This is a genomic window from Corynebacterium sp. c8Ua_99 (assembly GCF_039907185.1).
GTDB classification, from domain to species: Bacteria; Actinomycetota; Actinomycetes; order Mycobacteriales; family Mycobacteriaceae; genus Corynebacterium; species Corynebacterium jeikeium_D.
In genome coordinates this window covers 248998-275123 of the sequence record NZ_JASBOG010000002.1, presented here as the reverse complement: position 1 = coordinate 275123, position 26126 = coordinate 248998, and the positions used below count along the sequence as shown (strand labels likewise).

Here is a 26126-nt window from a genome sequence, read left to right as displayed (position 1 = left end):
AGTCGCTCTGGAGAATCTTTACAGTTTGAAGTCGCGCTTTGCGGCCATCTTCGAGGACAGGCCGTGCAGCTCGACAAAACCGCGAGCCAGGGTCTGGTCGAAGGTGTCGCCCTCGTCGTAGGTAGCCAGGTTGAAGTCGTACAGCGAGGTGTTCGAACGACGACCGTTGACGTTGCAGTGACCTGCGTGCATGACCATGCGGATGTCACCGGAAACGCCCTTCTGGGACTCCTCGATGAAGGCATCCAGCGCGCGCTTCAGCGGCGAGAACCACAGGCCGTCGTAGACCAGGTTGGCCCACTCGCCCTCGACCTGACGCTTGTAACGGGCCAGCTCACGCTCAACGGTGACGTCCTCGAGCGCTGCGTGTGCGGTCATGATGGCAACTGCGCCCGGAGCCTCGTAAATCTCGCGGGACTTAATGCCGACCAGGCGGTCTTCAACCATGTCCAGACGACCGATGCCCTGAGCACCAGCGCGGCGGTTCATCTCTTCGATGGCCTCAAGCACGGAAACCTTCTTGCCGTCGATGGCAGTCGGCTTACCGTCCTCGAAGGAGATGATGACCTCGTCCGGGGAGCTGAAGTTCAGGGTCGGATCCTCGGTGTACGCGTAGACATCCTTGGTTGGTGCGTTCCACAGGTCCTCCAGGTAGCCGGTCTCAATGGCACGACCGAAGAGGTTCTGGTCAATGGAGAACGGAGAGGACTTGGACTGCTCAATTGGCAGACCCTTCTCCTCAGCGAAGGCAATAGCCTTGTCGCGGGTCCAAGCGAAGTCACGAGCCGGTGCAATAATCTTCAGATCCGGGGCGGTGTTGGCGAAACCGACCTCGAAACGGACCTGGTCATTGCCCTTACCGGTGCAACCGTGAGCAACGTGGGTGCCACCGAACTCCTCTGCAGCCTTCGCCATGTGCTTAACAATCAGCGGGCGCGACAGTGCAGAAACCAGCGGGTACTGCTTCATGTAAAGACCATTGGCCTTAATGGTCGGCAGGCAGTACTCCTCGGCGAACTCGTCCTTGGCGTCGACAACGACAGCTTCGACAGCGCCGGCGTCCAGAGCGCGCTGACGCACGGACTCCATGTCCTCGCCGCCCTGTCCGACATCGATAGAAACTGCGACGACCTCGCCGTCCGTCATTTCCTTGAGGTACGGAATAGCAACGGTGGTATCGAGGCCACCAGAGTAAGCAAGAATAACCCGGTTGGTCATAGGGTAAGCGCTCCTTTAATCGGTGCTTTAAAGCATTTCGTGAAATAGTTTACTGGTTCGTTCCGGCGGCTAGACGCTGGGCTAGGTCAGCGCCGGAAAGTGGTTCTCTAGCCAGGCACATTACGGTGTCATCTCCCGCAATTGTGCCAACGATTTCTTTGAGTCCCGCACGGTCAATCACACTGGCTAGATACTGTGCGGCTCCCGGTGGTGTACGCACAACCGCGATGGTGCCCGAATGATCAATGGAGACCAGCAGCTCGTCTAAAACGCGCCGCATCCTGGCCACTGCCCCGCTGGAGACAGCGAGTGCATCTTCGACGATGGAATAACGCGAACCGTTGGCTCCATCGCGAATCTTTCGGGCGCCCAGCTCATCGAGGTCTCTGGACAACGTCGCCTGCGCAATCTCAATGCCTTCGTCGGCAAGCAGCTCGACGAGCTGAACCTGACTGGACACGTGATGCTGCGCCAACAGGTCAGCGATGCGCGTCTGCCGAGCTGTGCGAGAACCTGGTTGTGCTGCGGTCATGACCTTACTGCCTCTCCACCAGCCAGGTCAGCAACGCCTTCTGAGCGTGCATGCGGTTTTCCGCCTCGTCAAAGACTACCGACTGCGGGCCATCGATGACCTCGGCAGTAACTTCGTTGCCGCGGTATGCCGGCAGGCAGTGCAGGAAGATGGCATCCTCATTTGCCTTCGCCATCAGCTCAGCGTTGATCTGGTACGGCAGAAACGGAGTGCGACGATCCAGGCCGTCGTTCTCCTGCCCCATGCTGACCCAGGTATCGGTGATGACAACGTCGGCACCGGCAATGGCCTCATCGACGTCTGCGGTCACGGCCACGGCCGCACCGGTCTGCTCCGCGACCTTCTTGGCGCGGTCGACGTAGACCTGCTCCGGCTGGAAGGTCTCCGGTGCACAGATGGTGACGTCCAGCCCTGCGGTGGCGAAGCCTACTAGGTAGGAGTTGGCCATGTTGTTGGCACCATCGCCGAAGTAGACAGCCTTCTTGCCACGCAGTCCCGCCTGGCCTTCTTCCGGGCACTTGTGCTCGATGATGGTCTGCAGGTCAGCGAGAATCTGGCACGGGTGGAACTCGTCGGAAAGTGCGTTGACAATCGGCACCGTCGCAGTTTCAGACATGGCCTCCAGCCCTGACTGTGCGTAGGTACGCCACACGATTGCCGAGACAAAACGGCTGAGCACAGCAGCGGTGTCCTGGTAGGTTTCGCCCTTGCCCATCTGCGAGTTTCCGGTTTCGACCACAATCGCGTTGCCGCCCAGAGCCGCAATACCAGCGTCGAAGGAGAAACGGGTACGAGTCGACGTCTTGTCGAACAGCACCGCAACCGACTGCGGCCCCTCAAACGGCCGGCGGGAGTACGGTGCTGCCTTTAGCTCTGCAGCCAACTGCAGCACCTCAGCCTGCTCCTGCGGAGTCAGGTCATCATCGGCGAGAAAATGACGGAGCATCAGTTCCTAATTCCTTCCATTGTTTGCGACAGCCTCAGCGGCGTCGTTCAGGCAGGTATCAATCAACTCGACGGCACGGTTGATTTCCTCATCGCTAAGATTCAGCGGCGGCACGATGCGCAGCACATTCGCCTGTGGTGCATTCAAAATGACTCCGTGCTCATAGCCGGCGTTAACCGCTTCCTTAGCCAGGTTCTCGCACAGCACCAGCCCAAGCATGAAGCCTCGACCACGCACGTGATCGACATGGCTTAACGACGCAAGCTTGCGAGCCAGAACCTTGCCCTTCTCGGTGACTCGATCGAGCAGCTTTTCTTCTTCCAGCGTCTCGATAACGGACAAACCAGCGGCGGCACAGACCGGGTTGCCACCGAAGGTGGTGCCGTGCGCACCTGGGGTGAACAGTTCTGCTGCGCGGCCGTTAGCGATGACAGCGCCCAACGGCAGTCCGCCGCCGAGCCCCTTAGCCAGGGTCATAACATCCGGCACGATGCCATCGTGCTGATGGGCAAACCACTGGCCGGTACGGCCAATGCCGGTCTGCACTTCGTCGACAATCATGAGGACGTCGAAGCGCTTGGTCAGTTCGCGGACGTCGGCGAGGTATCCCTCTGGCGGTGCGACCACGCCGGTCTCACCCTGAATTGGTTCCAGAATCACCGCTGCGACACCCAACGGATCGGATTCGATGGTCTTGGTAAGGAAGTCAATGTCACCGTAGGGCACGAACTCGACTCCACCCGGCATCGGTTCGAACGGGGTGCGCTTGTCCGGCTGACCGGTCATGGCAAGTGCTCCCATGGTGCGGCCGTGGAACCCGTGGTGGGTCGCGATAATACGGTTGCGCCCCGTCAAACGCGCCAGCTTGAATGCAGCCTCGTTGGCCTCGGTGCCGGAATTGCAGAACATAACCCGGGTGTCATCGGTGTCCCAGCCAGTGAGCTCAATGAGCTTCTCACCCAGTGCCAGTGGCGGCTCAGAGGCGAAGATGTTGGACACGTGCCCCAGCGTGGAAATCTGCTTGGACACGGCTTCCACGATCGCCGGATGCGCGTGACCCAACGCGTTGACTGCAATACCGGCGAGCAGGTCCAGGTATTCCTTGCCCTCGGAATCCGAGACAATAGCGCCCTTACCCTGCACAAGCTCAATGCGCGGCGTGCCGTAATTGTTCATCATCGTGTGTTGCCACTGCTGCTTGAAGTCGCTCATGTCGTCTTTCGACCTGCCTAACGTGTGTGTAGGTAAATTCTTGTCCGTCTTTTTCTGCCTTATCCGGGCTCTACCATTGTGCCGATACCGCCGGAAGTCATCAGCTCCAGCAGCACCGAGTGTGGCTGGCGGCCATCGATAACGTGGGCCGCAGGCACTCCCTGATCCACTGCGTTCAGGCAGGACTCCATCTTCGGAATCATGCCCGAGTCCAGCGTCGGAAGGATTTCTCGCAGGTGCGAAGTGGAAATCTTGGACACCAGCGAATCGCGGTTCGGCCAATCCGTGTAGAGACCCTCGACATTAGTCAGAATCACCAAACGGTTCGCGTTAATTGCCGATGCCAGTGCACCTGCTGCCGTGTCGGCGTTGATGTTGTAGACCTCTTTGCCATCAGCGGACGGCGCAATCGTAGAGACCACCGGAATACGTCCGGCATCAATCAGGTCCAATAGCGTTTCCGAGTGCACCTCGGTGATATTGCCGACCAGCCCGATATCTGTTTCCTTGCCGCCGACGTTTACCGTTCGTCGAGTACCAGTGAACAGGCCACCGTCCTCACCAGAGGTACCCACTGCATAGGGGCCGTAGGCGTTGATGAGGTTCACCAGTTCGCGGCCGACCTGCCCGAAGAGCACCATGCGGACAATTTCCATGACCTCCGGAGTCGTGACACGGAAACCGCCTCGGAACTCTCCCTCCAGCCCCAGGCGCTTGAGCATCGACGAAATCTGAGGGCCGCCACCGTGGACAACCACCGGCTTCACCCCCACGGTGCGCAGAAAAACCATGTCCTGCGCGAAGGCCTTCTTCAGTTTCAGGTCGGTCATCGCGTTACCGCCGTACTTGACCACCACAATCTTGTCGCGGTGGTGCTGCAGCCACGGCAGTGCTTCCGCCAGCACATGTGCCCGCTGTTCGAAGGACAGCCCTTCGGTCAACTGGTGAACCATTGCAGAGTCTCCTCAAAACCTTTACGACGAATATGCCGAGTTGATGTGAACGTAGTCGTGGGAAAGGTCAGTCGTACGAATCGTGGCCTCTTCCGGATTACCAGTACCGAGGTCAACCTCCACGGCAATGTCCTTGCCGGAGAGATCCACTTCACGAGCATCAGGCGTGCCACCGGTATCGCGACAGACTACATGACCGTTGAAGGAAACAGTGATGTGCTCCGGATCCATATCCACCGGTGCAGTGCCGACAGCCGCCAGCACACGACCCCAGTTCGGGTCCGAACCGAACATCGCACACTTGAAGAGGTTGTCGCGGCCGATGATTCGAGCAGCTACCAGGGCATCTTCCGCGCCACCGGTGCCACGCACGGTCACGGACACACGCTTGGTCACGCCTTCGGCGTCCGACTGCATCTGGCGTGCGATGGAATCACACACACTGAGCACTGCCTGGTCGAGCTCCTCCTGCGAGGGCTTCACACCAGAGGCACCGTTGGCCAAAATGATGACGGTGTCATTGGTGGATGTGGAGCCATCAATATCTAGGCGGTTAAACGTAACCTCGCTAGCTTTGACAATAGCCTCGTGCGCCATTTCTGCGCTTACCGACGCATCCGTCGTAATCACACCGAGCATCGTGGCCATCGACGGGCTAATCATGCCAACACCCTTGCCCATGGCACCGACAGTGAATCCGTCACCATGCGCAACGGCCTGCTTTGCCACCAAGTCAGTGGTCAAGATGGCTTCTGCTGCAGCCGTACCTGCGGCGGCATCGCTGCCCAGATTCTCACAAAGCTTCGGCACACCTGCCAGAACAATGTCCATCGGAAGCCGGTCACCAATCAAGCCGGTGGAGCAGGTACCAATCTCGGTAACATCGACGCCGAGCTCATCTGCGACCTTCTGGCAGACTTCGAGGGCGTCGGCAATACCCGGCTGACCATTGCAGGCATTGGCGTTGCCCGAGTTCAGCACCACAGCGGACAGCTTGCCGTCAGCGATGTGCTTCTTGGATACCGTCACCGGCGCAGCCTGGACACGGTTGGTAGTAAAGACAGCCGCGGCAGTCTTCTCCGGCCCCTGGTTTACGATGAGCGCCATGTCCGGGTTTCCGCTGACCTTGATGCCTGCAATGACACCACTGGCCACGAACCCCTGAGGTGCACATACGCCGCCTTCGTCACCAGCGACGTTGACGAGACCTTCTTTTTCTTCCTTCATCATGGGGCAACTCCTACCAATGGAAGTCCTGCAGTTTCATTCTGTCCAGTAACCAAATTCATGCACTGAACTGCGGCACCACCGGTGCCCTTTGTCAGATTGTCGATCGCCGAGGTCAGCACCAGACGCTTGGCGCGTTCATCTACCTCAACCTGAATCTGAACCAAGTTAGAGCCAATTACCGACTGCGTCTGCGGCTGCAGCCCTTCGGCCAACACCTGCACAAACGGCTCATCCTTGTAGAACTCGAGGTAGGCCTCCCGTGCGGCTGCCTCCGTCACCCCGTCGACAAGCGGGGCGGTAATGGTGGTGAGAATGCCGCGTGACGTTGGGGCGAGCACCGGCGTGAAGCTGACGGTGAGATCCTCTGCGTACGGCTTGAGGTTTTGTAGGAATTCTGCGGTGTGGCGGTGCTTGCCCGCAGTGTTGTAGGCACGGAGATTGCCCATAACCTCGGACCCGAGCAGGGACACAGCTGCCTTCTTGCCCGCACCGGAGGTACCGGTGACGGAAACAACGGACAGATCCGGCTTGACCAGACCCTTTGCAACTGCCGGCAGTGCCGTAATGGTACCGCCAGTGGGGAAACAACCCGGCACAGCAATACGCTTGGAAGCAGCCACTACTTCCCTGTTGCCCGGCAGCTCTGGAATACCGTAAGTCCAGGTACCGGCGTGCTCCGAGCCGTAGTAGTGCTCCCACTCATCGGCATCCTGCAGGCGGAAATCCGCGCCGCAGTCAATAATCACCGTGTCATCGCCCAACTGCTCTGCAATCGCAGCCGAATGACCGTGGGGCAGGCCGAGGAACACCACGTCATGCCCGGCAAGTGTGTCACCATTAGTCGGCTCAATACGACGGTCAGCCAAAGGTGCCACATGAGGCATAATGTCGCCCACACGGGCACCCGCGTTGGATGCTCCCGTTAGTGCGCCGATGGTCAGTTCGCCGGAAAGATACGCCGGGTGCGACAACAGGAGGCGGAGGATCTCTCCTCCTGCGTAACCGGTCGCACCAGCAATGGCAACGGAAATACTCATGCCAAACATTCAACACTTTTATTCACTGCGTTGCAAGATATTCATAGAATTCGTTGTCAAAGTGCTGGAATTATACCTATGTGACGTGAGTGAATTATGAATATAACTCCGTCGTCGGTACATACATCTCGTTCGCCGAGCCGGTCATTCAATCAGCACGCCGGATTACTCAACGCCGGACTATTCAACTACGACGCTTGGCTCCTGCCTCATCACGCCATCTGCCCACTGCGCCACCGATGACGTCGTGGTGTAGAGATAGTAACCCGACTCCTCCGGTGCCACGCTGCCATCAAAAGCCACCGCGCCCGAGAACACCGCCGCTAGCTGGCCGTCGATAAAGAGCGGTCCGCCCGAATCGCCTACCTGCAACGCCGCGGGTCGCTCCATGCGCGCCAACACCGAGTCTTCCCGCACGCACTGTTGATACTTCACCGGACACATCGAAGCGGTGACGGTCGCCGACGGCAGCGAGCCATCCGCAACATCGCCGAGCAGCGATCGCCCATAGACCGTGCCTGTCGTTTCTTGCTCCGAAAACGCTTGACGACGTTCCATTGCGGGATACCCCGGAAGAGCTGCGTCGCCCGCAAGGTGAACAAGCGCTACGTCACCGGTATGTGCAATTTCCCAGCTATCGATAGGAACACGGTGGGAATCCTGACCGAAACCGACCTCTACTTCCCCAGCCTGCTGCGGGACATCACGCACGCAGTGGGCGGCGGTCATTACCCACTGCGGGGCGATTGCAGTTCCCGTGCAAAAGTTTCCGGTATGGGGACTGGTCTGGACCATGATTGACACCACGGAGTCCGCCGCCACACTCGGCGCAGCAGCCTCCCCGCCAACCAGCGCAGCCGCACTCGGCACGCCGGTGAGCAACAGACCTGCCGTGACAGCAGCTGCCGCCACAGTCGTCGCAGGCTTCGCGCTGCTCACCGCGCACGCCCCAACGCGCTGCTCTCGCGCCTCTGCGCTATCCAGCCTGTTGTCGCGGTGCCGCAAGTTGCCAATCATGGGTATCTCTCCCTGTGGTCTCCCCTTTTAGCCGCGCAGCTGAGCGCCGTGACGGGTAGTGGCCAGCTCAATGGCCGCCTCGCGAGCCGCGGAAGCTTCCTCTTCCTTCAGCGTACGGTCCGGTGCGCGGAAACGCAGGGAGTACGCCAGTGAGCGAACGCCTTCGCCCATCTGCTCGGAACGGTAAACATCGAAGATACGAATGGATTCGAGGAGCTCACCGGCACCTTCCACCAGAGTCTTCTCCACCTCTGCGGCGGAGACCTCATCGCTGACAACAAGCGCGACGTCCTGGTGGACAGCCGGGAACGGGCTGAGTACCGGCGCCGGCAGGTGCTCCGTCACTGGCAGTGCATCGAGATTAATCTCCATCGCGCAGGTGCGCTCCGGCAGACCAACGTCCTTGCACACCTTCGGGTGCAGCTCACCGGCGTGGCCGACGACCTCGCCGTCGACAAGCAGCTCAGCGCAGCGGCCCGGGTGCCACGGCAGCACCTCAGCGTTACGGATCTCCAGCTCGACGTTGGCGGCGCGGGCAACAATGCGTGCAGCTTCGATGGCATCGGCGACGGTGTACGCGGCCTCATCGCCCCACGGGCTGTCCAGGCGGATCCGCCCACAGGCGACAGTGGCGACGTGCAGTGGCTGCTCCGGCAGCGAGTCCAGAAGCTCAGCGCGCTCGGCCTCGCTCGGCAAGCCAGCAGTCGACGGCATCGGCGAGACACCGTTACCGCGCTCGATGGATACCTGCTCCACACCGTAGAGCGACAGGTCGACCTGGCCGCGAGCAACATTGCGCTTCAGCGACTCCAGCATGGACGGCAGCAGAGTCGTGCCCAGCTGAGCGTGGTCGGACTCCAACGGGTTGATGACCTTGACGGTGTTACGACGCGGGTCATCAGCGTCCAGGCCCCAGACGTCGAAGACATCGTTGGCAATGAACGGTGTCGGCAGAATCTCCAGGTAGCCATTGTGGGCCAACGCGTGACCGACGAAGCGGCGGCGCAGCTGACGCTCGGTCAGACCGCGGCCGGCCGGAGCGATTGGAAGGATAACCGGAATGTCTTCCAGACCCTCCAGTCGCAAGATTTCCTCAACCAGGTCAGCGGACATGGTCAGGTCCGAGCGCCAGGTTGGCGGAGTGACAGCCAGGCGGTCACCGTTGTCAACGACCTCGCAACCGACCTCACGCAGGCGACCAATGACGGTTTCACGCGGGTAATCAACGCCCGCAACTTCGCTGGCGCGGTTGACGGCAAAGTCAATAGTCGGCATGGTGGCAACCTCGCCGAGCAGGGTGCGACCAGTGTCGATAGTGCCGCCGGCGATGTCAGCGAGCAGCTGGCAGGCCAAGTCCAGAGCCGGCTCGACAAGAGCGGTGTCCACGCCGCGCTCGAAACGTCGGGAAGCCTCGGAGCTCAGCTTGTGGCGGCGACCGCTGCGGAAGACGTGCAGCGGCGACCAGTTGGCGGCCTCGAAGACCACATCGGTGGTGTCGTCGGCAATCTCGGAGGTAAGTCCGCCCATGATGCCGGCCAGCGACTGAATACCGTTGTCGTCGCAGATGACGACGTCCGCCGGGTCGAGCTTGCGGTCCACGTGGTCGAGAGTCGTCAGAGTCTCGCCGGCCTTAGCGTTGCGGATGTGCAGGCCACCAGCGATCTTGGAGCCATCGAAGGCGTGCATCGGCTGACCGAGCAGCAGCATCACGTAGTTGGTGACGTCCGTGGCCACGTTGACCGGACGCTGACCAGCCAGCAGCAGGCGGCGGCGCATCCACCATGGGGTCTCGGCGTTCGGATTGATGCCGGTGACACGGCGCAGACCAAAGCGGCGGGTGTCGGTGTCCTCGTCGATGGTGACATCCAGGATCTCACCTTCGACCGGTAGCTCCTTGACCTTGGCTGGATCGGCGAAGTCGAGGTTGAATGCGGAGCAGATCTCGCGGCCAAGACCGCGGGCCGACAGCGCATAACCGCGGTCCGGAGTGATGTTGACCTCGAATTTCTCGTCATCGAGACCGATGAACTCCTTGGCGCACGAACCCAGCTCAGCCGGGGCCGACGGGAGCGTGAGAATACCGGCGGAGGAATCGGTCATGCCCAGCTCAGCTTCGGAGCAGAGCATGCCGTTGGAAACCTTGCCGTAGGTCTTCCGTGCGGAAATCTCGAAACCGCCCGGCAGTACGCAGCCCGGCAGTGCGACGACGACAATCGAGCCCTCTTCGAAGTTGCGGGCACCACAGATAATCTCCTGCAGTTCGCCGGTGCCATTGGCATCGCCGACGTTGACCTGACAGAAGCGAATTGGCTTCTTGAAGCCCTCGAGCTCCTCAATGTGGTCGACACGACCGAAAACCAGCGGACCTTCGATCTTCTCCAGCGGCTCGTGCCCCTCGGTTTCAAAACCAACGCGGACAAAGCCCTCATCCAGCTCGTCCGGGGTGACGGACCAGTCCGGGTTGATGGTGTTCTCTGGGCCGCGAACGATTTCAGTGACCCACGACTGTGGAATGAACATGTAAGTAAAACTCCTATCTGTAGGTCAGTGAATTAGCCGCGGATACCGAACGGCTGCGTGAAGCGAACGTCGCCTTCGACCATGTCGCGCATGTCGGTCAGACCGTTGCGGAACTGCAGGGTGCGCTCCAGGCCCATGCCGAACGCGAAGCCCGAGTACACCTCCGGGTCAATGCCGGAGGCCCGCAGCACGTTCGGGTTCACCATGCCGCAGCCGCCCCACTCGATCCAGCCGGCACCGCCCTTCTTGTTCGGGAACCAGACGTCAACCTCAGCCGACGGCTCGGTGAACGGGAAGTAGTTAGTGCGCATGCGGGTTTTGGTCTCCGGACCGAACAGGGCCTTAGCCATGTGATCCAGCGTGCCGCGCAGGTGCCCCATGGTCAGGCCCTTGTCCACAGCGAGCCCCTCGACCTGGTGGAAGACCGGGGTGTGGGTGGCGTCGAGCTCATCGGTACGGAAAGTACGGCCCGGGCAGATAACGTAAATCGGCAGTTCACGCGACTGCAGAGTACGAACCTGAACCGGCGAGGTGTGCGTACGCAGCACCTGCTTAGATCCTTCCGGCGCAATGTGGAAAGTATCCTGCAGCGTGCGAGCCGGGTGATCCGGCAGGAAGTTCAGTGCGTCAAAGTTGAAGTACTCGGCTTCGACCTCCGGGCCCTCGGCAACTTCCCAGCCCATGCCCACAAAGATGTCACCGATCTGCTCGGACAGAATGGTAATTGGGTGCATGCCGCCGCGCTGGCCCCGCGTGGTGTCCACCGACACGTCGATACGCTCCGCGACCAGGCGACGCGCGTTTTCCTCTTCCTCCAGCACTGCAAGACGCTCAGCATAGTGCTTTTCGACGGCTCCGCGAACAACATTTACGCGACGACCAGCATCCTTGCGCTCAGCCTTCGGAATGGAGCCCAGCGCGCGGCGCGCCTGCGGAATGTAGCCTTCATCCCCCAAGTGCTCACGGCGGGCGGCAGAAAGCTCATCCAGGTTGCCGGCAGCATCAAAGGCATCCGTGGCCTTCTGCGCAGCCGCCTGGAGGGCGTCCTCGGAAAGATCGATAGGATTTGGCGAATCGCTCACGTGTCAACCACTTCTATATAGGACTATCAGTTCTTGTGATGGAACAATCATAGTCGAGGATAACTGCACACGTGCACGCACCTCACCATCGAGGTTTCCTACTTACCCCGAACCGTCTCCCACAGGCACATGGCCGCTGCGGTGGCGAGGTTCAACGACTCCGCCTCGCCCTTAATCGGGATGGACACACTTGCCCCCGCCGAGGCCGTAATCTCCTCCGACAGGCCATGGGCTTCGTTGCCGAAAAGCCAGGCGACGGGACCGTCGGGAAGCGCATCAACGCCGAGCGTGAGAGCGCCATCCATCGCCGTGGCGAGGGTGGTAAAGCCCGCTTCCCTGACTTTCTCCATAACGACATCAATATCGCGCTCGCGTGCGACAGGGGTATGAAAAACAGAACCTGCCGAGGAACGCACAGCCTTAGAATTCAACGGGTCAACCGAATCGCCAGCAAGGATAACCGCACCAGCTCCGAGGGCGTCAGTCATACGCACAATCGTGCCGACATTACCCGGGTCATTGCACTCCACCGGAATCACCAAACAGCCGGACTGCTTTCCAACCTCAATGGTCTCTTCCAACGAAGTGGACACCGCATTAGTGTCACAGACGGCGAAGAGTCCGGTGGTGGTGACAGTTTCGCTCAAAGAGCGGGCGGCGGCGTCGTCGATAAGCGAAACAGACTTGCGCTGCGTCCCAGATTCGAGATACCCCGTGAGCAGCTCTCGGAACTGCTCGGCGGCGGCAGCGGTGACGAAGATTTCCACGACAGCCTCTGCGCGGATAGCTGCATCGACGGAATTGAAGCCTTCGATGAGGAAGCGACCGGCCTTCTTCCGCTTGGCCGCACGGTGGAGCTGAATAGCCGCCGAGACTCGCGGGGTGCGAGGAGTAAACGGCTCGTCGTTGAAGTACAGCGCAGAGTTCATAGTGATTAATCCTAGTGATGCGGCTCGGGATTCATAACCGCCAGCAGGCCAGTGCGAATACGAAAAACCACCGCCGAGGTTATTCATAAACCCAATCGACGGTGGTTTTTCAAAGATGTTGGCAGGCACACTGCCAGTCGCAGGCGCTTGCCGACGCTACGTACGAGTTACCTCGTAACTGCTTTACTTAGCAGCAGGAGCGTTGACGTCCTCCGGCAGAGCATCCTTAGCGACCTTGACCAGAGCAGCGAATGCCTGCGGGTCGTTGACAGCCATCTCAGCCAGGTTCTTACGGTCAACCTCAACGCCAGCCAGGTTCAGGCCCTGGACGAAGCGGTTGTAGGTGATGTCGTTAGCGCGGGCAGCAGCGTTGATGCGCTGAATCCACAGACGACGGAACTGACCCTTACGGTGGCGGCGATCGCGGAACTCGTAGGTCTTGGAGTGGAGCATCTGCTCCTTGGCCTTGCGGTACAGGCGGGAGCGCTGACCACGGTAGCCCTTTGCGGAATCGAGAACTTCGCGACGCTTCTTCTTAGCGTTAACAGACCGCTTCACACGTGCCACGGTGATACTTCCTTTTCGTTGTCTTTAAGAACTAGTGAAATTAAGAGGGCGATTGCCCTGGGACGAGGCTTGAAAAATTAAGCCTTGCCCAGCAGACGCTTGACGCGCTTGACGTCCGACTTAGCAACGTCCGTGGTGCCCTTCAGGCGACGGGTACGAGTGGACGGCTTGCCCTCCAGGAGGTGGCGGCGGTTAGCCTGCTCGCGGCGCAGCTTGCCGGAACCGGTAACCTTGATGCGCTTTGCGGTGCCCTTGTGGGTCTTCTGCTTCATGTTAAAACTCTCCCCTACCGATCTTTGACGCTCGTGGCGCAAAAATCTCGTTTACAACCATTTCTGGTCAGGTCGGTTACTTCTTACCCTTATTCCGAACCGGCCCCAGGACCATAGTCATGTTGCGACCGTCCTGCTTCGGGCGAGACTCGACAATGCCGTACTCTTCGACATCGGCGGCCAGACGCTCCAACAGGCGGAATCCCAGTTCTGGACGAGACTGTTCACGGCCACGGAACATAATCGTGACCTTGACCTTCGAACCCTTCTCCAAGAAACGAACAACGTTGTTCTTCTTGGTTTCGTAGTCGTGGTCATCAATCTTCGGACGGAACTTCTGCTCCTTGACCACAGTCTGCTGCTGGTTCTTTCGAGCCTCGCGTGCCTTCTGGGCTTGTTCGTACTTGAACTTGCCGTAGTCCATAATCTTGGCGACCGGCGGCTTTGCTCGCGGAGCAACCTCAACCAGGTCAAGGTCTGCTTCGTAAGCGAGCTTGAGTGCGTCACCGGTGCGGACAACGCCCACCTGCTCACCATTCGGTCCTACAAGGCGGACTTCCGGTACTCGAATATCCTCGTTAATACGAGCTTCAGCGCTGATGTGGCCTCCTAGGTTGAACCTGAACAATCTTCGTTTCAAACCGCGATAGCAAGCGGGAAAGGAAGAAAAGCCACGCGTCTACAGCGGATTACTACACACTGTATAAGGACGCCTTCCAATCGTGCGATGTGACATCACCGATTAGGGTGGACCCCGGCGCTACCGTAATTCTTTGGCGCACCTAGGGTGGGACTTAAATCCTCTTCGCTGCCGAATGCAACTAAATGCTCCCCGAAGGCAGCAAACATCGCATTCTGGCGGTCGTAGACGAGATGTTAACACAGCTGTTCTCGCACACCAAAACCGACGCTTATGCCAGGTTATTTACCACCAGCTCCCCGGCGCACTACCGAGCGCTTAAAAGTGCAATCCGAATTGTAATCAGATTGGTAGATTCTCTCCATAGTTTTTAGGCCAAACACGATTAAAGTCGTCACCATGAATACTGGCTCCAACGGCTTTGGCCCTAAAGCCGAGAACACCGATCCTAATCAGCATTCCGCCCGATACGACAAGCCTCCGACCGGCGATTTTGTCCTGACCGGCGACTCCGTCTCAGAGCTTTCCCATGCTCTGGCAGATCTCGAAGCTAGCTCGCTTCGGCTGGCTCAGCTGACTCATACTTGGCAGGTGCGCCTTTCTCAGGAAAGCGGGCAAGCGCCGACTGGACCGCACGCGCCTCAAGGTGCGACTCAAGCGCCGCCCCATGCTGCACCTCAAGGGACACCTCAACACAATCCGCAACCGCCGCCAGCGCCCAGTCCGCCACTAGAGCAGGCACCTCGTCCCCGTTGGGAACCGCAGGCTGAGCAGACGCTGGCCACACCGCAGTATCCCCAGCAGTCTCAGCAGATGCAGGTGCCACCACCGCCAACGCAAGCTGACTGGCGGAACCAACCAGCACCCCTGCCACAGAGCGACGCAACTGCGCAGCCGATGTTCGGCTTCCCCTCTGCCCACCAATGGCGGCGGGATTCGAAGTCGCCACAGTCTTCTCCCTCGCCACAGTCTTCTCCCACAGACTCCACCCCGCCACCGAAGCTGCCAGAGGCACCGCGCGAACCTCGCGAGCCCTGGTGGCGCAACGAGAAGGCAATCATCAGAATCATCGCCATCTTCGGTGGTCTCATCACCGCTGCCGGTATCGCGTTTTTCGTCGCGGTCGCAATCCAATCCGGCCTGATTGGACCGGCCGGTCGTGTGGTCCTGGCTTACTTGTTGGCCGCCGTGCTCGCGGTCGCGGCTGTGCGAGCGCACCGTCGTCAAGCACCGCCTGCTGGTGTGACGGCGTTGATTGCGACATCACTAGCCGCTGCGCACCTGACAACGATGTCGATGTCCTACCTCCTCGACTGGATTCCGGTGGCCGCGACGCTGGTCATCATGCTGCCTTTCGCCGCAGTCGGTCTATACGGCGCGCGGTGGACGAAGTCGAGTGCAACCGCGGCGTGGACAATCACAATCAACACCGGATTAATGCTGTGGGCGACGATCGGCCTCAACTTCCACGCCCGCCCGCTGAGCTCCTCGCTCGCGCAAATCACCCTTCAACTGATGGTCATCGCCGCTATCGTCGGCCTCCTGAACGTCCCCTTCCGGAAGTACGTAGTCGCATTCCTGCTCGGCGCAAACGTTCTCATCGGCGTAATCACGACCAACAATGCACTGGTGATGCCCGCAATCGCCGCACTCACCATTGCCCTTTTCGCGTTTGCCCAGTTCGGCCCGCTGGCGTTGGCTCGCCAACTCACTCCCGAGCTTGACGACGAGCCTTCGGAAACCAGCACCTGGGAAGACGATCTGGTCACCATCACGTCAGTAGTTGCCTTCTCGACTCCGGTTGTAGCTGCAGTCCCCACGGTCAACGCCGCACAGTCCACCTCCAGCCTCTGGTTGCTGCTCTACGGCGGATTCGTGCTGTTCATCGCAATTGCTGCAGTATTCCTTTGGAACCGTGCCATCTTCCGCTATCTCGCCCCAATGGCCTTAGCCACGGCAATTCTGCCCTGGCTAGCGCTCGCGGTGGCAGGCCCGGAAAGGAGCTCAGGAGCCGATACTGGACCCCACTCTTGGGGTCTCATCCCAATCTCTATCGGTGCCGCGCTCTTTGTCTGGGCGCTGGCCACAGCACCGAAGCACGGCGCGATTGGCGCACGACTACAGGCTCCTGAACCAACCCGGGATGCCGTCGCACCATATACAAAGATTGCGGCACTGACCTGGCTGCTCGGCGCAACGGTAGTACACCTCTACATCCTGCCCGCAGCATTGAATGCCGGTGCTGCGGACGACTACTCGGCAACGTGGGCAGAAATGCTTTCGCTGTTGTTCCTGCTGTGCGCCGACGTCGGCCTGGCCGTGACGGCAGCGAGGTCGCAGCTACCGCCAGCTTTTGCACTGATTGGCCTGGCTGCACTGGGTATGCCATTTATCATGCTGCTCACGACTATTGGCGTGAGCTTCAACGCTGCACACATGTTGTTGAGTATTTTCTGGGCCACGATTGCCGGCATGCTGGTGCTATCGAAGAGGTTCCACCACATTCCGGCGCGACTGGCAGCGGGTTTAACGATTGCGGCGCTGTCTATCGTCAAGCTGATCTTCTACGACATGGCAACGCTCGATGGCGTTATCCGCGCCTTGGCGTTCCTCGGCTGTGGTCTGATTCTGCTGGCCATGGCGGTCTCCGGGGCAAAGCAGAAGAGTGCCGAGGAGCCGGCGGCACCGGAGCGTGACGGCACCGCCAGCGATACTGACGCTGCCGCCGCTGCCGATGCCGACCCCGTTGCTGACAGACTGGAAGGCTTCACCCGCACCGACGGTCCTGGAATTTCCGACGGAAACGAGCCGACTACCTAAGCTACTTAAGCAGCGGCTTCAGGTACTGCCCGGTGTGGGAGCCGGAACAGTTCGCGACATCCTCCGGCGTGCCCTCTACAACCACGGTGCCACCGCCGGAGCCGCCTTCCGGCCCCATGTCGATGATCCAATCCGCAGACTTGATGACATCCAAATTGTGCTCAATGACAATGACGGTGTTGCCCTTGTCCACCAGGCCCTGCAACACCAACATGAGCTTGCGGATGTCCTCAAAATGCAGCCCCGTGGTCGGCTCATCCAAGATGTAGACCGTCCGGCCATTGGAGCGCTTCTGCAGCTCACTGGCCAGCTTTACACGCTGAGCCTCACCGCCCGAGAGTGTGGTTGCCGCCTGCCCGAGACGGACATAGCCCAGGCCGACGTCGACAAGCGTATTGAGATAACGCGCAATCGACTGAATCGGCTCGAAGAACTCCGCTGCCTCGGAGATGGGCATGTCCAGAACCTCAGCGATGGTCTTGCCCTTGTAACGAACCTCCAGCGTTTCGCGGTTGTAGCGCGCGCCGTGGCAAACCTCGCAAGGCACATAGACATCCGGCAGGAAGTTCATCTCAATCTTGATGGTGCCGTCGCCCTTACACGCCTCACAGCGGCCGCCCTTGACGTTGAAGCTGAATCGACCGGGCTTATAGCCACGAACCTTGGCCTCTTGTGTCTCGGCGAAGAGATTGCGGATCTTGTCGAACACACCGGTGTACGTCGCTGGGTTGGAACGCGGGGTGCGACCAATCGGCGACTGATCAACTTGCACCAGCTTGTCCAGCTGATCCAACCCCTCCACGCGGCTGTGTCGACCCGGCACCTGACGAGCACCGTTGAGCTCGTTGCTCATCACCTTGGCCAGGATTTCGTTGACCAAGGTGGACTTGCCGGACCCGGAAACACCCGTAACGCAGGTCAACACGCCGAGGGGGAACTTCACGTCAATCTTCTTCAGGTTGTTTTCGCGAGCGCCCTTGACCGTCACCATGCGCGACTTATCAATCGCACGACGGTTCTCCGGCACCGCCAATACCCGACGACCCGAGAGATACGCACCTGTCAGTGATTCCTCGCAGTCAACGATGCCAGACGGTTCACCCTGGTAGACGATCTGCCCACCGTATTCACCGGCCTTTGGCCCAATGTCGACCAGCCAATCGGCCTCGCGAATCGTGTCCTCATCATGCTCGACCACAATCAGGGTATTGCCCAGGTCGCGCAGGTTTTTCAGAGTCTTGATTAGACGGTTGTTATCACGCTGGTGAAGACCAATCGAGGGCTCATCCAAGACGTAGAGCACGCCAGCGAGCCCCGAACCAATCTGTGTGGCCAGACGAATTCGCTGCGCTTCACCACCGGACAGCGTGCCTGCCGAACGAGACAGGGACAGATAATCCAGGCCAACGTCAAGCAGGAACTTCAGACGAGCCTGCACCTCACGCAGAACACGCCCGGCAATCATTTCCTCGCGCTTGCCCAGAGTCAGCGAATTCAGGAATGCCGAGCCATCGTGAACCGATAGCTCTGTCAGCTCGGCAATATTCTTCTGCCCGAACTCCGCCGAATCCAACGTCACCGAAAGAATTTCCGGACGCAAACGAGTACCGCTACATGCCGGGCACGGCACCTCACGCATGTACCCCTGGAAACGCTCCTTCTGAGAGTCGCTCTCCGCCTGTGACAGCTTGCGGTGTAGGTATGGCATCACGCCTTCAAACGGTGCGGTGTACTGGCGAGTGCGGCCATACCGATTGCGGTAACGCACCGTGACCTTGTGGCTGGAACCATGCAGCAGGGCCTTGCGCTGCGGCGCTGTAAGTTCCTCAAAAGGCGTGGTCGGGTCGAAGCTCATCTCGGTGGCGAGCCCCTCGACCAGTTTTTCAAAGTACTTCTTGTTCAGCGTCTGCCGCCACGGCGCAATCGCCTCAATCGTCGGCAGCGACGGATCTGGAATCACCAGGTCCGTGTCCACCTCCAGCTTGGTACCGATACCGTCACACTCCGGGCACGCACCATACGGCGAGTTAAAGGAAAACGACCGTGGCTCCAACTCATCGATAGCAATACGGTGCCCATTCGGGCAGGCCATCTTCTCCGAGAACCGCTGAGTTCGACGCGGGTCGTCCGCCTCTAGCCCGACGGCGTCGATGACCACGACGCCGTCGGCAAGCAGAAGCGCCGTTTCGACGGAATCGGTGAGCCTGCGCTGCTGCGACTCCTTCACCTGGAGACGGTCAATGACCACGTCAATATCGTGCTTGACCTGCTTCTTCAGCTTCGGCGGATCCGTCAGACGGTGCATTTCACCATCGACGATGACACGCGCGTAGCCCTCGGATGCGAGGCGTTCAAATAGGTCGACGAATTCACCCTTGCGCGTGCGCACGACGGGTGCGAGGACCTGGAATTTGGTGCCCTCCGGCATTTCCATGACCTGATCGACGATCTGCTGTGGAGTCTGTGAGGAGATCACTTCCCCACAGGTCGGACAGTGTGGAGTACCGGTGCGCGCGTAGAGAAGACGCAGGTAGTCATACACTTCAGTGATGGTTCCGACGGTCGAGCGCGGGTTGCGGTTCGTCGACTTCTGGTCGATCGACACCGCCGGCGAGAGCCCCTCAATCATCTCTACATCGGGCTTTTCCATCTGCCCCAGGAACATGCGCGCATAGGAGCTCAGCGACTCCACGTAACGGCGCTGGCCCTCGGCGAAAATTGTGTCAAATGCCAGTGACGATTTACCCGACCCCGACAGACCGGTGAAAACCACCATCTTGTCTCTGGGCAAATCGATGTCAACACCCTGCAGGTTATGCTCGCGGGCGCCTCTGACCACTAGACGTTCAGCCACAGTGGGAAACCTCAATTCGTCGACGATTCACTGCCGACTAGTCTACAGCCCATAACCAATTTTTCGCACATGTGTTCAGAGACTCGTGGTTACGTTGCGCTCCTAGCGCGCCGACAGACACCTCATTACCCTGGGGCGCATGAACGACGACATTACAATCAGCCCCTACTCCAACTCGCCGAGCACGCGCGGCGTTGAGCGCATTGACTACGGCAATGTCACTATTTATAAGACCTCCGTCGGACCGATGGACAACAACGTCTACCTTTTGGTCGACTCCCGCGAGCCCGACAGTTCTCTACTTATCGACGCCGCCACCGACGCCGAGCACCTAATCCGCCTGGTTGAGCACGTCGGCGCGCAGGTGCGCACGATTGTCACCACGCACTCCCACGGCGATCACGTCCAGGCGCTCGGCGAACTTCTACAGGCATTCCCGGCCCGCCACATCACGTCCAGCCTCGACGCTGCCGACATTCCCGAGCCCGCCGACCAGCAGCTCGACGGCGGCGAGACCATCACGTTCGGCCAGGGCATCACGCTGCCCACGTTCATCCTGCGCGGACACACCAAGGGCGGTCTCTGCCTCGACCTGTCCGCCAAGGAGGCCGGCGCGCTTTCCGACGACACCCCGTCACACCACCTCTTCGTCGGTGACAGCATCTTCCCAGGCGGTGTCGGCAAAACGTACTCGCCCGAGGATTTCACGCAGCTTATCGACGATGTCGAGAGCCGCCTCTTTCACGTCTACCCCGCCGACTCGGTGATTCACCCCGGCCACGGCAAAGACACCACAGTTGGTGTCGAGAGCCCCGAGGTCGAGAACTGGCGCCAGCGTGGTTGGTAGCGCTGGATGAGCGTGGTCGGTAGTGCTGGATGAGTGTGGTTGGCAGCGCTGGATGCAGCCGGAGCTTCTGAAAAACTCGTCATTCCCGCGACATAAATAGGCCGGGCTGCGTAGGATTAATAGTGAATTACAGCGACCAGATGGCCAAAAACACGGTTTCACCTGGACGACAAAGGAGATGGAATTTAGATGATTCGCAAGTTTGCCCGACCAATGCTGGCCTCGGTTTTCGTTGCCGACGGTGTCGACACGCTGATGAACCAAAAGGATCATGAAGAGGGCGCACGCGACCTAATTGCCCGCGTCCGCTCCGTAACCCCGAACCAGTACAACAAGTACGTGCCAAATAGTGAGAAGCTGGTTGTCCAGGTCGTCGCTGGTACCAAGGTTGCTGCGGGTTCCCTCTACGCTCTGGGTAAGGCTCCACGCCTGTCCGCCACCGCTCTGGTCGCTGCACAGGTTCCGACGATGCTGGCTCGCCACGCATTCTGGGAGACCCAGGATTCGAAGGAGAAGGCAGCTCGCCGCACTGGTTTCCTGACCGACATCGGTCTGCTGGGTGGCCTCTTCCTGGCTACCGCTGACACCGACGGCAAGCCGGGTGTCGCTTGGCGCGCTGAGAAGGCAGGCAAGCAGCTGAACAAGAAGGTTCAGGCTGCCCTGCCGACCAAGTCTGAAACCGAGCAGCGCACTGAGGAAATCAGCGCAGCCTTCGCTTCCGCCGGCGAGAACGTCCGCGAAAAGGCTGGCCTGCTCCGTGACCGCGCTTCTGAGGCCACCGATGGGGCTCGTGAATACGTCGAGGACAACAAGGACGGCTGGCGCGAGCAGCTCACCGACGCCTTCGACACCGCTAAGAGCTACGTCGAGGACAACAAGGACGACTGGATTGCCAAGGCTACCGAGCTCGCTGAGGACGCTCGCGACTACGCCGAGGACCTGGGCAAGGATCTCAAGAAGGACACTCGCAAGCAGCGCAAGGAACTGCGCAAGCGCGCAGCCAAGGCTTCCAAGGAGGCCAAGAAGTCCGCAAAGAAGGCGCAGAAGCGCCTGCAGTAAGTTTGCTGCCGCAGTTAAGGCGGTATACTTAAACGCTCCCCACGCCACTACGCGTGCGGGAGCGTTTTCATATTTTTATATTCATTCAGCACATCAGTTAGCACTAATTCAGCGATTCGTTGAGGAGACCAGGTTGGCGTCGCGCGCATCCGAGCCCGGGCAGGACCAGACAGGCCGCATTGGCCACACTGGCCAGGCAGGTCTGCCGGACCAAGCAAGTTCAGCACCACAGCGAGAAGAAGAGAGTACCCTCGCTGCCGAACAGGCCTACGTCGACCGTGCGTTCAGCTTCCTCGACCGGGCACGCGAGCGCGACCAAGAGTACCTGCGCCAGGTCATGCTCATCGACGACCCAGACCCGCAAGCCCGCGTTGAACGCGAGGTGGAATACCACCGACTACAGGCTAATCTGGACCGCTACCGCTCAGCCGAGATTGGCCTGGTCTTTGGTCGAATCGATATCGATGACACAGACCCCGACAATCCTTTGTCAGAGGAAGGGCCGGGGGCGACCGTCGATAAGCGATACATCGGGCGAATCGGCCTGTCCGATGAAGACGACGACTACCGCACGGTCATCATGGATTGGCGTGCCGACGGCGCGCGCCCGTTTTACCTGGCCACGACCGCGCATTCCGAGGGAGTCAGCCTGCGTCGACACCTGCGCACGCACGGCCGGAAGGTCCGCAGCATTGACGACGAATGGCTCTCCGGCGAGGAAGCCGACAGCGCACACGAAACCGAAGTCGAGGCTGGTGTCGGTGGCGAATCGGTGCTGCGCGAGGTCATGAATCAAGCGCGCACCGGCCATATGCGCGGCATTGTGGAGACCATTCAGCGCGAGCAGGACCTCATCATCCGCGACTCCACCCGCGGCACCCTGGTCGTCCAGGGCGGTCCCGGCACGGGCAAGACGGCGGTGGCGCTGCATCGCGTCGCGTGGCTTCTCTACACCTACCGCGATCAGCTGGCGAAAACCGGTGTCCTCATCATCGGCCCGAACACGACCTTCCTCGACTATATCTCGCGCGTGCTGCCGAGCCTCGGCGAAACAGGCGTGGTGCTGACCACCATCGCCGATCTCTACCCCGGCGTGCACGCTTCCGACGCGCTTATCGACGGGCACAACCCCGAACCCCTGGTTGCGCAGGAAGTTAAGGGCTCGATTGAGATGCTCACTATCCTGCGCGAAGCCGTGCGGGCCTACCAGGAGCTCCCCGCGGAGTCGCTTGAAGTCCATAACGACAACATCATCCTGACCATCACGCCAGAGATGGTGAAAGCCGCGCGAACGCGTGCGCGGCGGACTCGTAAACCACACAATCTGGCACGTCCGATTTTCCGGGATCACGTGGTGGAACTCCTGGCCGCACAGATGGCCGAGGTCATTGGCGCCGACCCGCTGGGCGGCGAAAACCTGCTGTCCGTGACCGACGTTGCCGACCTGCGCGACGAAATTGACGAATCCGGAGCAGTCGCTGACATCCTCGACGAGCTGTGGCCCGCACTCACACCCGAGCAGGTGCTGTCGGAACTGCTGAGTTCCCGCGAGGCCATCGACTACGCCGCCAGCGATTACGACGAGCTGACGCGCGAGGCTCTCTACCGGCCGGAAGGCACCGACTGGATGCCTTCCGACGCCCCGCTTCTCGACGAGCTGGCGGAGCTCCTCGGTCCGGTTGGTGAAGCGGAGACCGATGACGAGAATTGGCAGGCCCGCGTCGAGGAGGCGCAGGGCGCGTTGGATACCCTGTCCAGTTCTGCGTCCCAGGATCTTGACGACGGCTTTGAGGCCGAAATTTTGTCAGCGTATGACGTCATCGATGCCGAGGCACTGGCCGAACGCCACCGTGAGCGCGACCTGCGATCCACCGCCGAGCGGGCGGCGGCGGATCGCCTGTGGGCCTACGGCCATGTCATCGTCGACGAGGCTCAGGAACTCTCCGCGATGGCCTGGCGAATGCTGCGCCGCCGCAGCCCCAACGGCTGGATGACTCTCGTCGGTGACGTGGCCCAGACGGGCTCCCCCGCAGGTGCCGCGACCTGGGATGATGTGCTGGAACCCATCATCGGCTCGAGGTGGCATCTCCACGAGCTGACCGTCAACTACCGCACCCCAGCTGAGGTGATGGAGGTCGCCGCCAGCGTCCTGGCCGAGATTGATCCGGAGCTGGAGGCACCGCAGTCGATCCGCGCGACCGGCCGCAAGCCTGTCCAGGCTCGCACCGTGACGGAGGCTCTGGCGCATGTGGAGCAGGTTGCGCAGCCGGACCGCCTGGCCGCTGTAATCGCGCCCGCCGAATTGCTCGAAGCCACGCGCGCGGAGGTGCGGGAGTTCCTCGGTGGTGGAGCTGATGGAGATGGTGACCCTGATGGTGCTGGCGGGGCTAGTGCCGCCGATGACGCACCTGCTACTCGCCCCAGCAAGCTCACCAACTGCGCGGTCTACGACATTACGACCTCAAAAGGCCTGGAATTCGACGAGGTTATCGTCGTTGCGCCCGACCAGATTGTGGCACAGTCTCCGCAGGGGCTACAGGACCTGTATGTTGCACTGACTCGTGCGACCCAGGGGCTAATTGTTGTGGCGCCTCAGCAGTCAGGCGTTTTGCCGGAGCTGCAGTGGTTAGAATGACGAGGATAGTGCCGTACAGAATGAGTGAGACATAATGTCCCAAAACTATCTACCTCAGCTAGCTGAACTTCGCGCACGCCGTCTCATTGCCCAGGGGTTAGCTGCAAGTCAAGCACGCAGCGATTGGAATACAAACCTCAAGTCGCCTGCATTATCAGCAACGCATGGCATGGTTGCTCTGCAAGGACAGAATTATTCGAACGGTGTTGATGCCATCGCCTTGCGCAGTGGCAGCACCACCGACGATGTTTTAGCAGCCATTTCTTCTTACGACATCGTTCGCTGTTGGTCGCAACGAGGCACCCTGCACTTTGTTTCAGCGCAAGACGCGGGAGCAATTATGAGGTTGACGAATCCGCGCATCGAAAAGGCAGCAGCAAGACGTCGTACGACACTCGGGCTTTCTCAAGATGATGTGCAGACCGCAAGGGCAGCATTTCATTCCGAATTGCGCTCACGTGGCCTGTCCGACCCGCTGACTCGGACTGAAGCCTATGAGGTTTTCGCAGATCATGGAATAGACCCCACGGAACAAAGAGGTCCTCACCTACTGCGCACATTCGGCGGCGAAGGCGCTGTCGTCCAAGGGCCACGAAGAGGATCCGAAGATACCTTCGTCCTGCTTGCCGACGTAACGTCCAAAGACGGCCTCTCAGCAAATACCACAGAGGGCTCCAGCACAGAACACTCAGCTGAATCCACGCTGGCCGACATTGCCTGGCGCTATGTTAATTCCCGCGGACCTATCTGTGTAGCTGACTTCGCGTGGTGGCTGGGGCTGACGAAAACTCAAGCGAAAAAGGCCCTTAAGCTTATCGATCACTTAATAGTTCCTTTCTCCCTCGATTCCTCTGCCTCTCCGGACGCGCCAACTGACACAGAATTCATCGGTGAAAATCTCGCGCAAAATGAGTACTTCATGCCGACATGGCAGCAGAACGTAACTGAAGCCGAGCTTGAAGCCGCGCTTTCACTGACGCTTCGACTGCCCGCTTTTGACGAGTACCTCATGGGCTACGGCAGCCGCACCGAAACTCTTCCTGAATCCCTTCGCAACCAGGTCTTAACCAGAAACGGAATTAGCTGGCCTTTTGTAGTTGAAGAAGGGATTATCACCGGCCGGCAATAGAAAAACCGGCACCTCATCTAAGAGGTGCCGGTTTAAAGCGAAGGCTAAATTGTTAGCTGACGGTCTTACTAGCTCACCGTTTTGTTAGCTCACAGTGTGAACGATCATAACGTCACAGTCCGACTGACGAGCAACATCAGCCGGCACGGAGCCCAGCAGACGACCAGTCAGCGAGTTAATGCCGCGGTTACCAACCACCAGCAGGTCAGCGCGACGGTCAGTGACCAGAGACATCAGAGCCTCAACCGGGGAGCCGGAACGAACCTCGGTCTCAACCTTGGTAGCGCCGACGGCCTCTGCGGCCTCCTTAGCAGCAGCCAGGTTCTTCTGAGCCGGATCATCACCGAGGACCTGAACTGAATCCTGGCGCAGGGTCTTGGACGCATCCTCTGCAGTCTCGTAGTAAGCGCAGCCGATAACCAGGGTGGCATCGAAAGCAGCAGCAATCGAGGCAGCGCGCTCTACTGCGAGCAGCGACGACTTAGAACCATCCGTGCCGACAACAATGGTCTTGTAATCACTCATGAAAACTATCCCTCACTGTGGAAGTTGCATTAAAACAGTTCATCGTGCGTAACGCCGTCGTTGCCCCGAACCCACTGGCCAGAGGCACTTTCGCGAATACAC

At 59.8% G+C, this 26126-nt stretch carries 21 protein-coding genes; 5 read left to right on the top strand and 16 right to left on the bottom strand.

What is annotated here, in order from left to right; genetic code table 11:
* Nucleotides 1-18: 18 nt before the first annotated feature.
* From QKE19_RS02490 to infC, 14 genes are all read right to left on the bottom strand, one after another.
* Nucleotides 19-1218, bottom strand: coding sequence for an argininosuccinate synthase (locus QKE19_RS02490; RefSeq protein WP_070652652.1), 1200 nt, complete (start codon nucleotides 1216-1218; stop codon nucleotides 19-21).
* Nucleotides 1219-1267: 49 nt separating this feature from the next.
* Nucleotides 1268-1750, bottom strand: coding sequence for an arginine repressor (locus QKE19_RS02485; RefSeq protein ID WP_005511719.1), 483 nt, complete (start codon nucleotides 1748-1750; stop codon nucleotides 1268-1270).
* Between the two features lie 4 nt (nucleotides 1751-1754).
* Complete coding sequence (gene argF / locus QKE19_RS02480) at nucleotides 1755-2696, bottom strand: ornithine carbamoyltransferase (RefSeq protein ID WP_070560044.1); 942 nt, start codon at nucleotides 2694-2696, stop codon at nucleotides 1755-1757.
* Nucleotides 2697-2702: 6 nt separating this feature from the next.
* Nucleotides 2703-3908 (bottom strand): acetylornithine transaminase, encoded by a 1206-nt coding sequence (locus tag QKE19_RS02475; protein WP_347890302.1) that lies wholly within the window; start codon nucleotides 3906-3908, stop codon nucleotides 2703-2705.
* Between the two features lie 59 nt (nucleotides 3909-3967).
* Nucleotides 3968-4861 carry an acetylglutamate kinase gene (gene argB / locus QKE19_RS02470; protein ID WP_005511727.1) on the bottom strand — a complete coding sequence of 298 codons (894 nt, stop codon included), beginning with the start codon at nucleotides 4859-4861 and terminating at the stop codon, nucleotides 3968-3970.
* 21 nt (nucleotides 4862-4882) lie between these two features.
* Complete coding sequence (gene argJ / locus QKE19_RS02465) at nucleotides 4883-6091, bottom strand: bifunctional glutamate N-acetyltransferase/amino-acid acetyltransferase ArgJ (protein WP_070858862.1); 1209 nt, start codon at nucleotides 6089-6091, stop codon at nucleotides 4883-4885.
* The gene (gene argC, locus QKE19_RS02460) at nucleotides 6088-7128 is read right to left on the bottom strand and encodes an N-acetyl-gamma-glutamyl-phosphate reductase (protein ID WP_210401203.1); all 1041 of its coding nucleotides are present in this window, start codon (nucleotides 7126-7128) and stop codon (nucleotides 6088-6090) included. Before argC ends, argJ begins: the two co-directional genes overlap by 4 nt.
* A gap of 180 nt (nucleotides 7129-7308) precedes the next feature.
* Nucleotides 7309-8145, bottom strand: coding sequence for a trypsin-like serine protease (locus tag QKE19_RS02455; protein WP_347890301.1), 837 nt, complete (start codon nucleotides 8143-8145; stop codon nucleotides 7309-7311).
* A gap of 27 nt (nucleotides 8146-8172) precedes the next feature.
* Nucleotides 8173-10665, bottom strand: a complete 2493-nt coding sequence (gene pheT / locus QKE19_RS02450; RefSeq protein WP_347890300.1) for a phenylalanine--tRNA ligase subunit beta — start codon at nucleotides 10663-10665, stop codon at nucleotides 8173-8175.
* 32 nt (nucleotides 10666-10697) lie between these two features.
* Complete coding sequence (gene pheS / locus QKE19_RS02445) at nucleotides 10698-11747, bottom strand: phenylalanine--tRNA ligase subunit alpha (protein WP_347890299.1); 1050 nt, start codon at nucleotides 11745-11747, stop codon at nucleotides 10698-10700.
* Nucleotides 11748-11845: 98 nt separating this feature from the next.
* Nucleotides 11846-12676 (bottom strand): RNA methyltransferase, encoded by an 831-nt coding sequence (locus QKE19_RS02440; RefSeq protein WP_347890298.1) that lies wholly within the window; start codon nucleotides 12674-12676, stop codon nucleotides 11846-11848.
* A 183-nt stretch (nucleotides 12677-12859) separates the two neighbouring features.
* Nucleotides 12860-13243 (bottom strand): 50S ribosomal protein L20, encoded by a 384-nt coding sequence (gene rplT, locus QKE19_RS02435; RefSeq protein WP_016422904.1) that lies wholly within the window; start codon nucleotides 13241-13243, stop codon nucleotides 12860-12862.
* Between the two features lie 77 nt (nucleotides 13244-13320).
* A complete protein-coding gene (gene rpmI / locus QKE19_RS02430; RefSeq protein WP_005511726.1) occupies nucleotides 13321-13515 on the bottom strand; it encodes a 50S ribosomal protein L35 in 195 nt (64 codons plus the stop codon).
* 76 nt (nucleotides 13516-13591) lie between these two features.
* Nucleotides 13592-14143, bottom strand: coding sequence for a translation initiation factor IF-3 (gene infC, locus QKE19_RS02425; protein ID WP_172954614.1), 552 nt, complete (start codon nucleotides 14141-14143; stop codon nucleotides 13592-13594).
* Nucleotides 14144-14554: 411 nt separating this feature from the next.
* Between infC and QKE19_RS02420 the strand changes: the two genes are divergently transcribed.
* Complete coding sequence (locus QKE19_RS02420; protein WP_070603170.1) at nucleotides 14555-16975, top strand: DUF2339 domain-containing protein; 2421 nt, start codon at nucleotides 14555-14557, stop codon at nucleotides 16973-16975.
* A 1-nt stretch (nucleotide 16976) separates the two neighbouring features.
* Here the strand turns inward: QKE19_RS02420 and uvrA are convergent, their stop codons facing one another.
* A complete protein-coding gene (gene uvrA / locus QKE19_RS02415) occupies nucleotides 16977-19829 on the bottom strand; it encodes an excinuclease ABC subunit UvrA (protein WP_016422907.1) in 2853 nt (950 codons plus the stop codon).
* A 139-nt stretch (nucleotides 19830-19968) separates the two neighbouring features.
* Between uvrA and QKE19_RS02410 the strand changes: the two genes are divergently transcribed.
* The 4 genes from QKE19_RS02410 to QKE19_RS02395 all read left to right on the top strand — a co-directional run bounded on the left by QKE19_RS02410 (nucleotide 19969) and on the right by QKE19_RS02395 (nucleotide 25499).
* A complete protein-coding gene (locus tag QKE19_RS02410; RefSeq protein WP_083295677.1) occupies nucleotides 19969-20676 on the top strand; it encodes an MBL fold metallo-hydrolase in 708 nt (235 codons plus the stop codon).
* Between the two features lie 189 nt (nucleotides 20677-20865).
* Complete coding sequence (locus tag QKE19_RS02405) at nucleotides 20866-21735, top strand: DoxX family protein (protein ID WP_016422909.1); 870 nt, start codon at nucleotides 20866-20868, stop codon at nucleotides 21733-21735.
* A gap of 133 nt (nucleotides 21736-21868) precedes the next feature.
* Complete coding sequence (locus QKE19_RS02400; protein WP_347890297.1) at nucleotides 21869-24370, top strand: AAA family ATPase; 2502 nt, start codon at nucleotides 21869-21871, stop codon at nucleotides 24368-24370.
* A gap of 34 nt (nucleotides 24371-24404) precedes the next feature.
* Nucleotides 24405-25499 (top strand): crosslink repair DNA glycosylase YcaQ family protein, encoded by a 1095-nt coding sequence (locus QKE19_RS02395; protein WP_347890295.1) that lies wholly within the window; start codon nucleotides 24405-24407, stop codon nucleotides 25497-25499.
* A gap of 84 nt (nucleotides 25500-25583) precedes the next feature.
* Here QKE19_RS02395 and QKE19_RS02390 read toward each other — a convergent pair whose 3' ends face one another.
* Nucleotides 25584-26024 carry a universal stress protein gene (locus QKE19_RS02390; RefSeq protein WP_005511992.1) on the bottom strand — a complete coding sequence of 147 codons (441 nt, stop codon included), beginning with the start codon at nucleotides 26022-26024 and terminating at the stop codon, nucleotides 25584-25586.
* Between the last annotated feature and the right edge of the window lie 102 nt (nucleotides 26025-26126).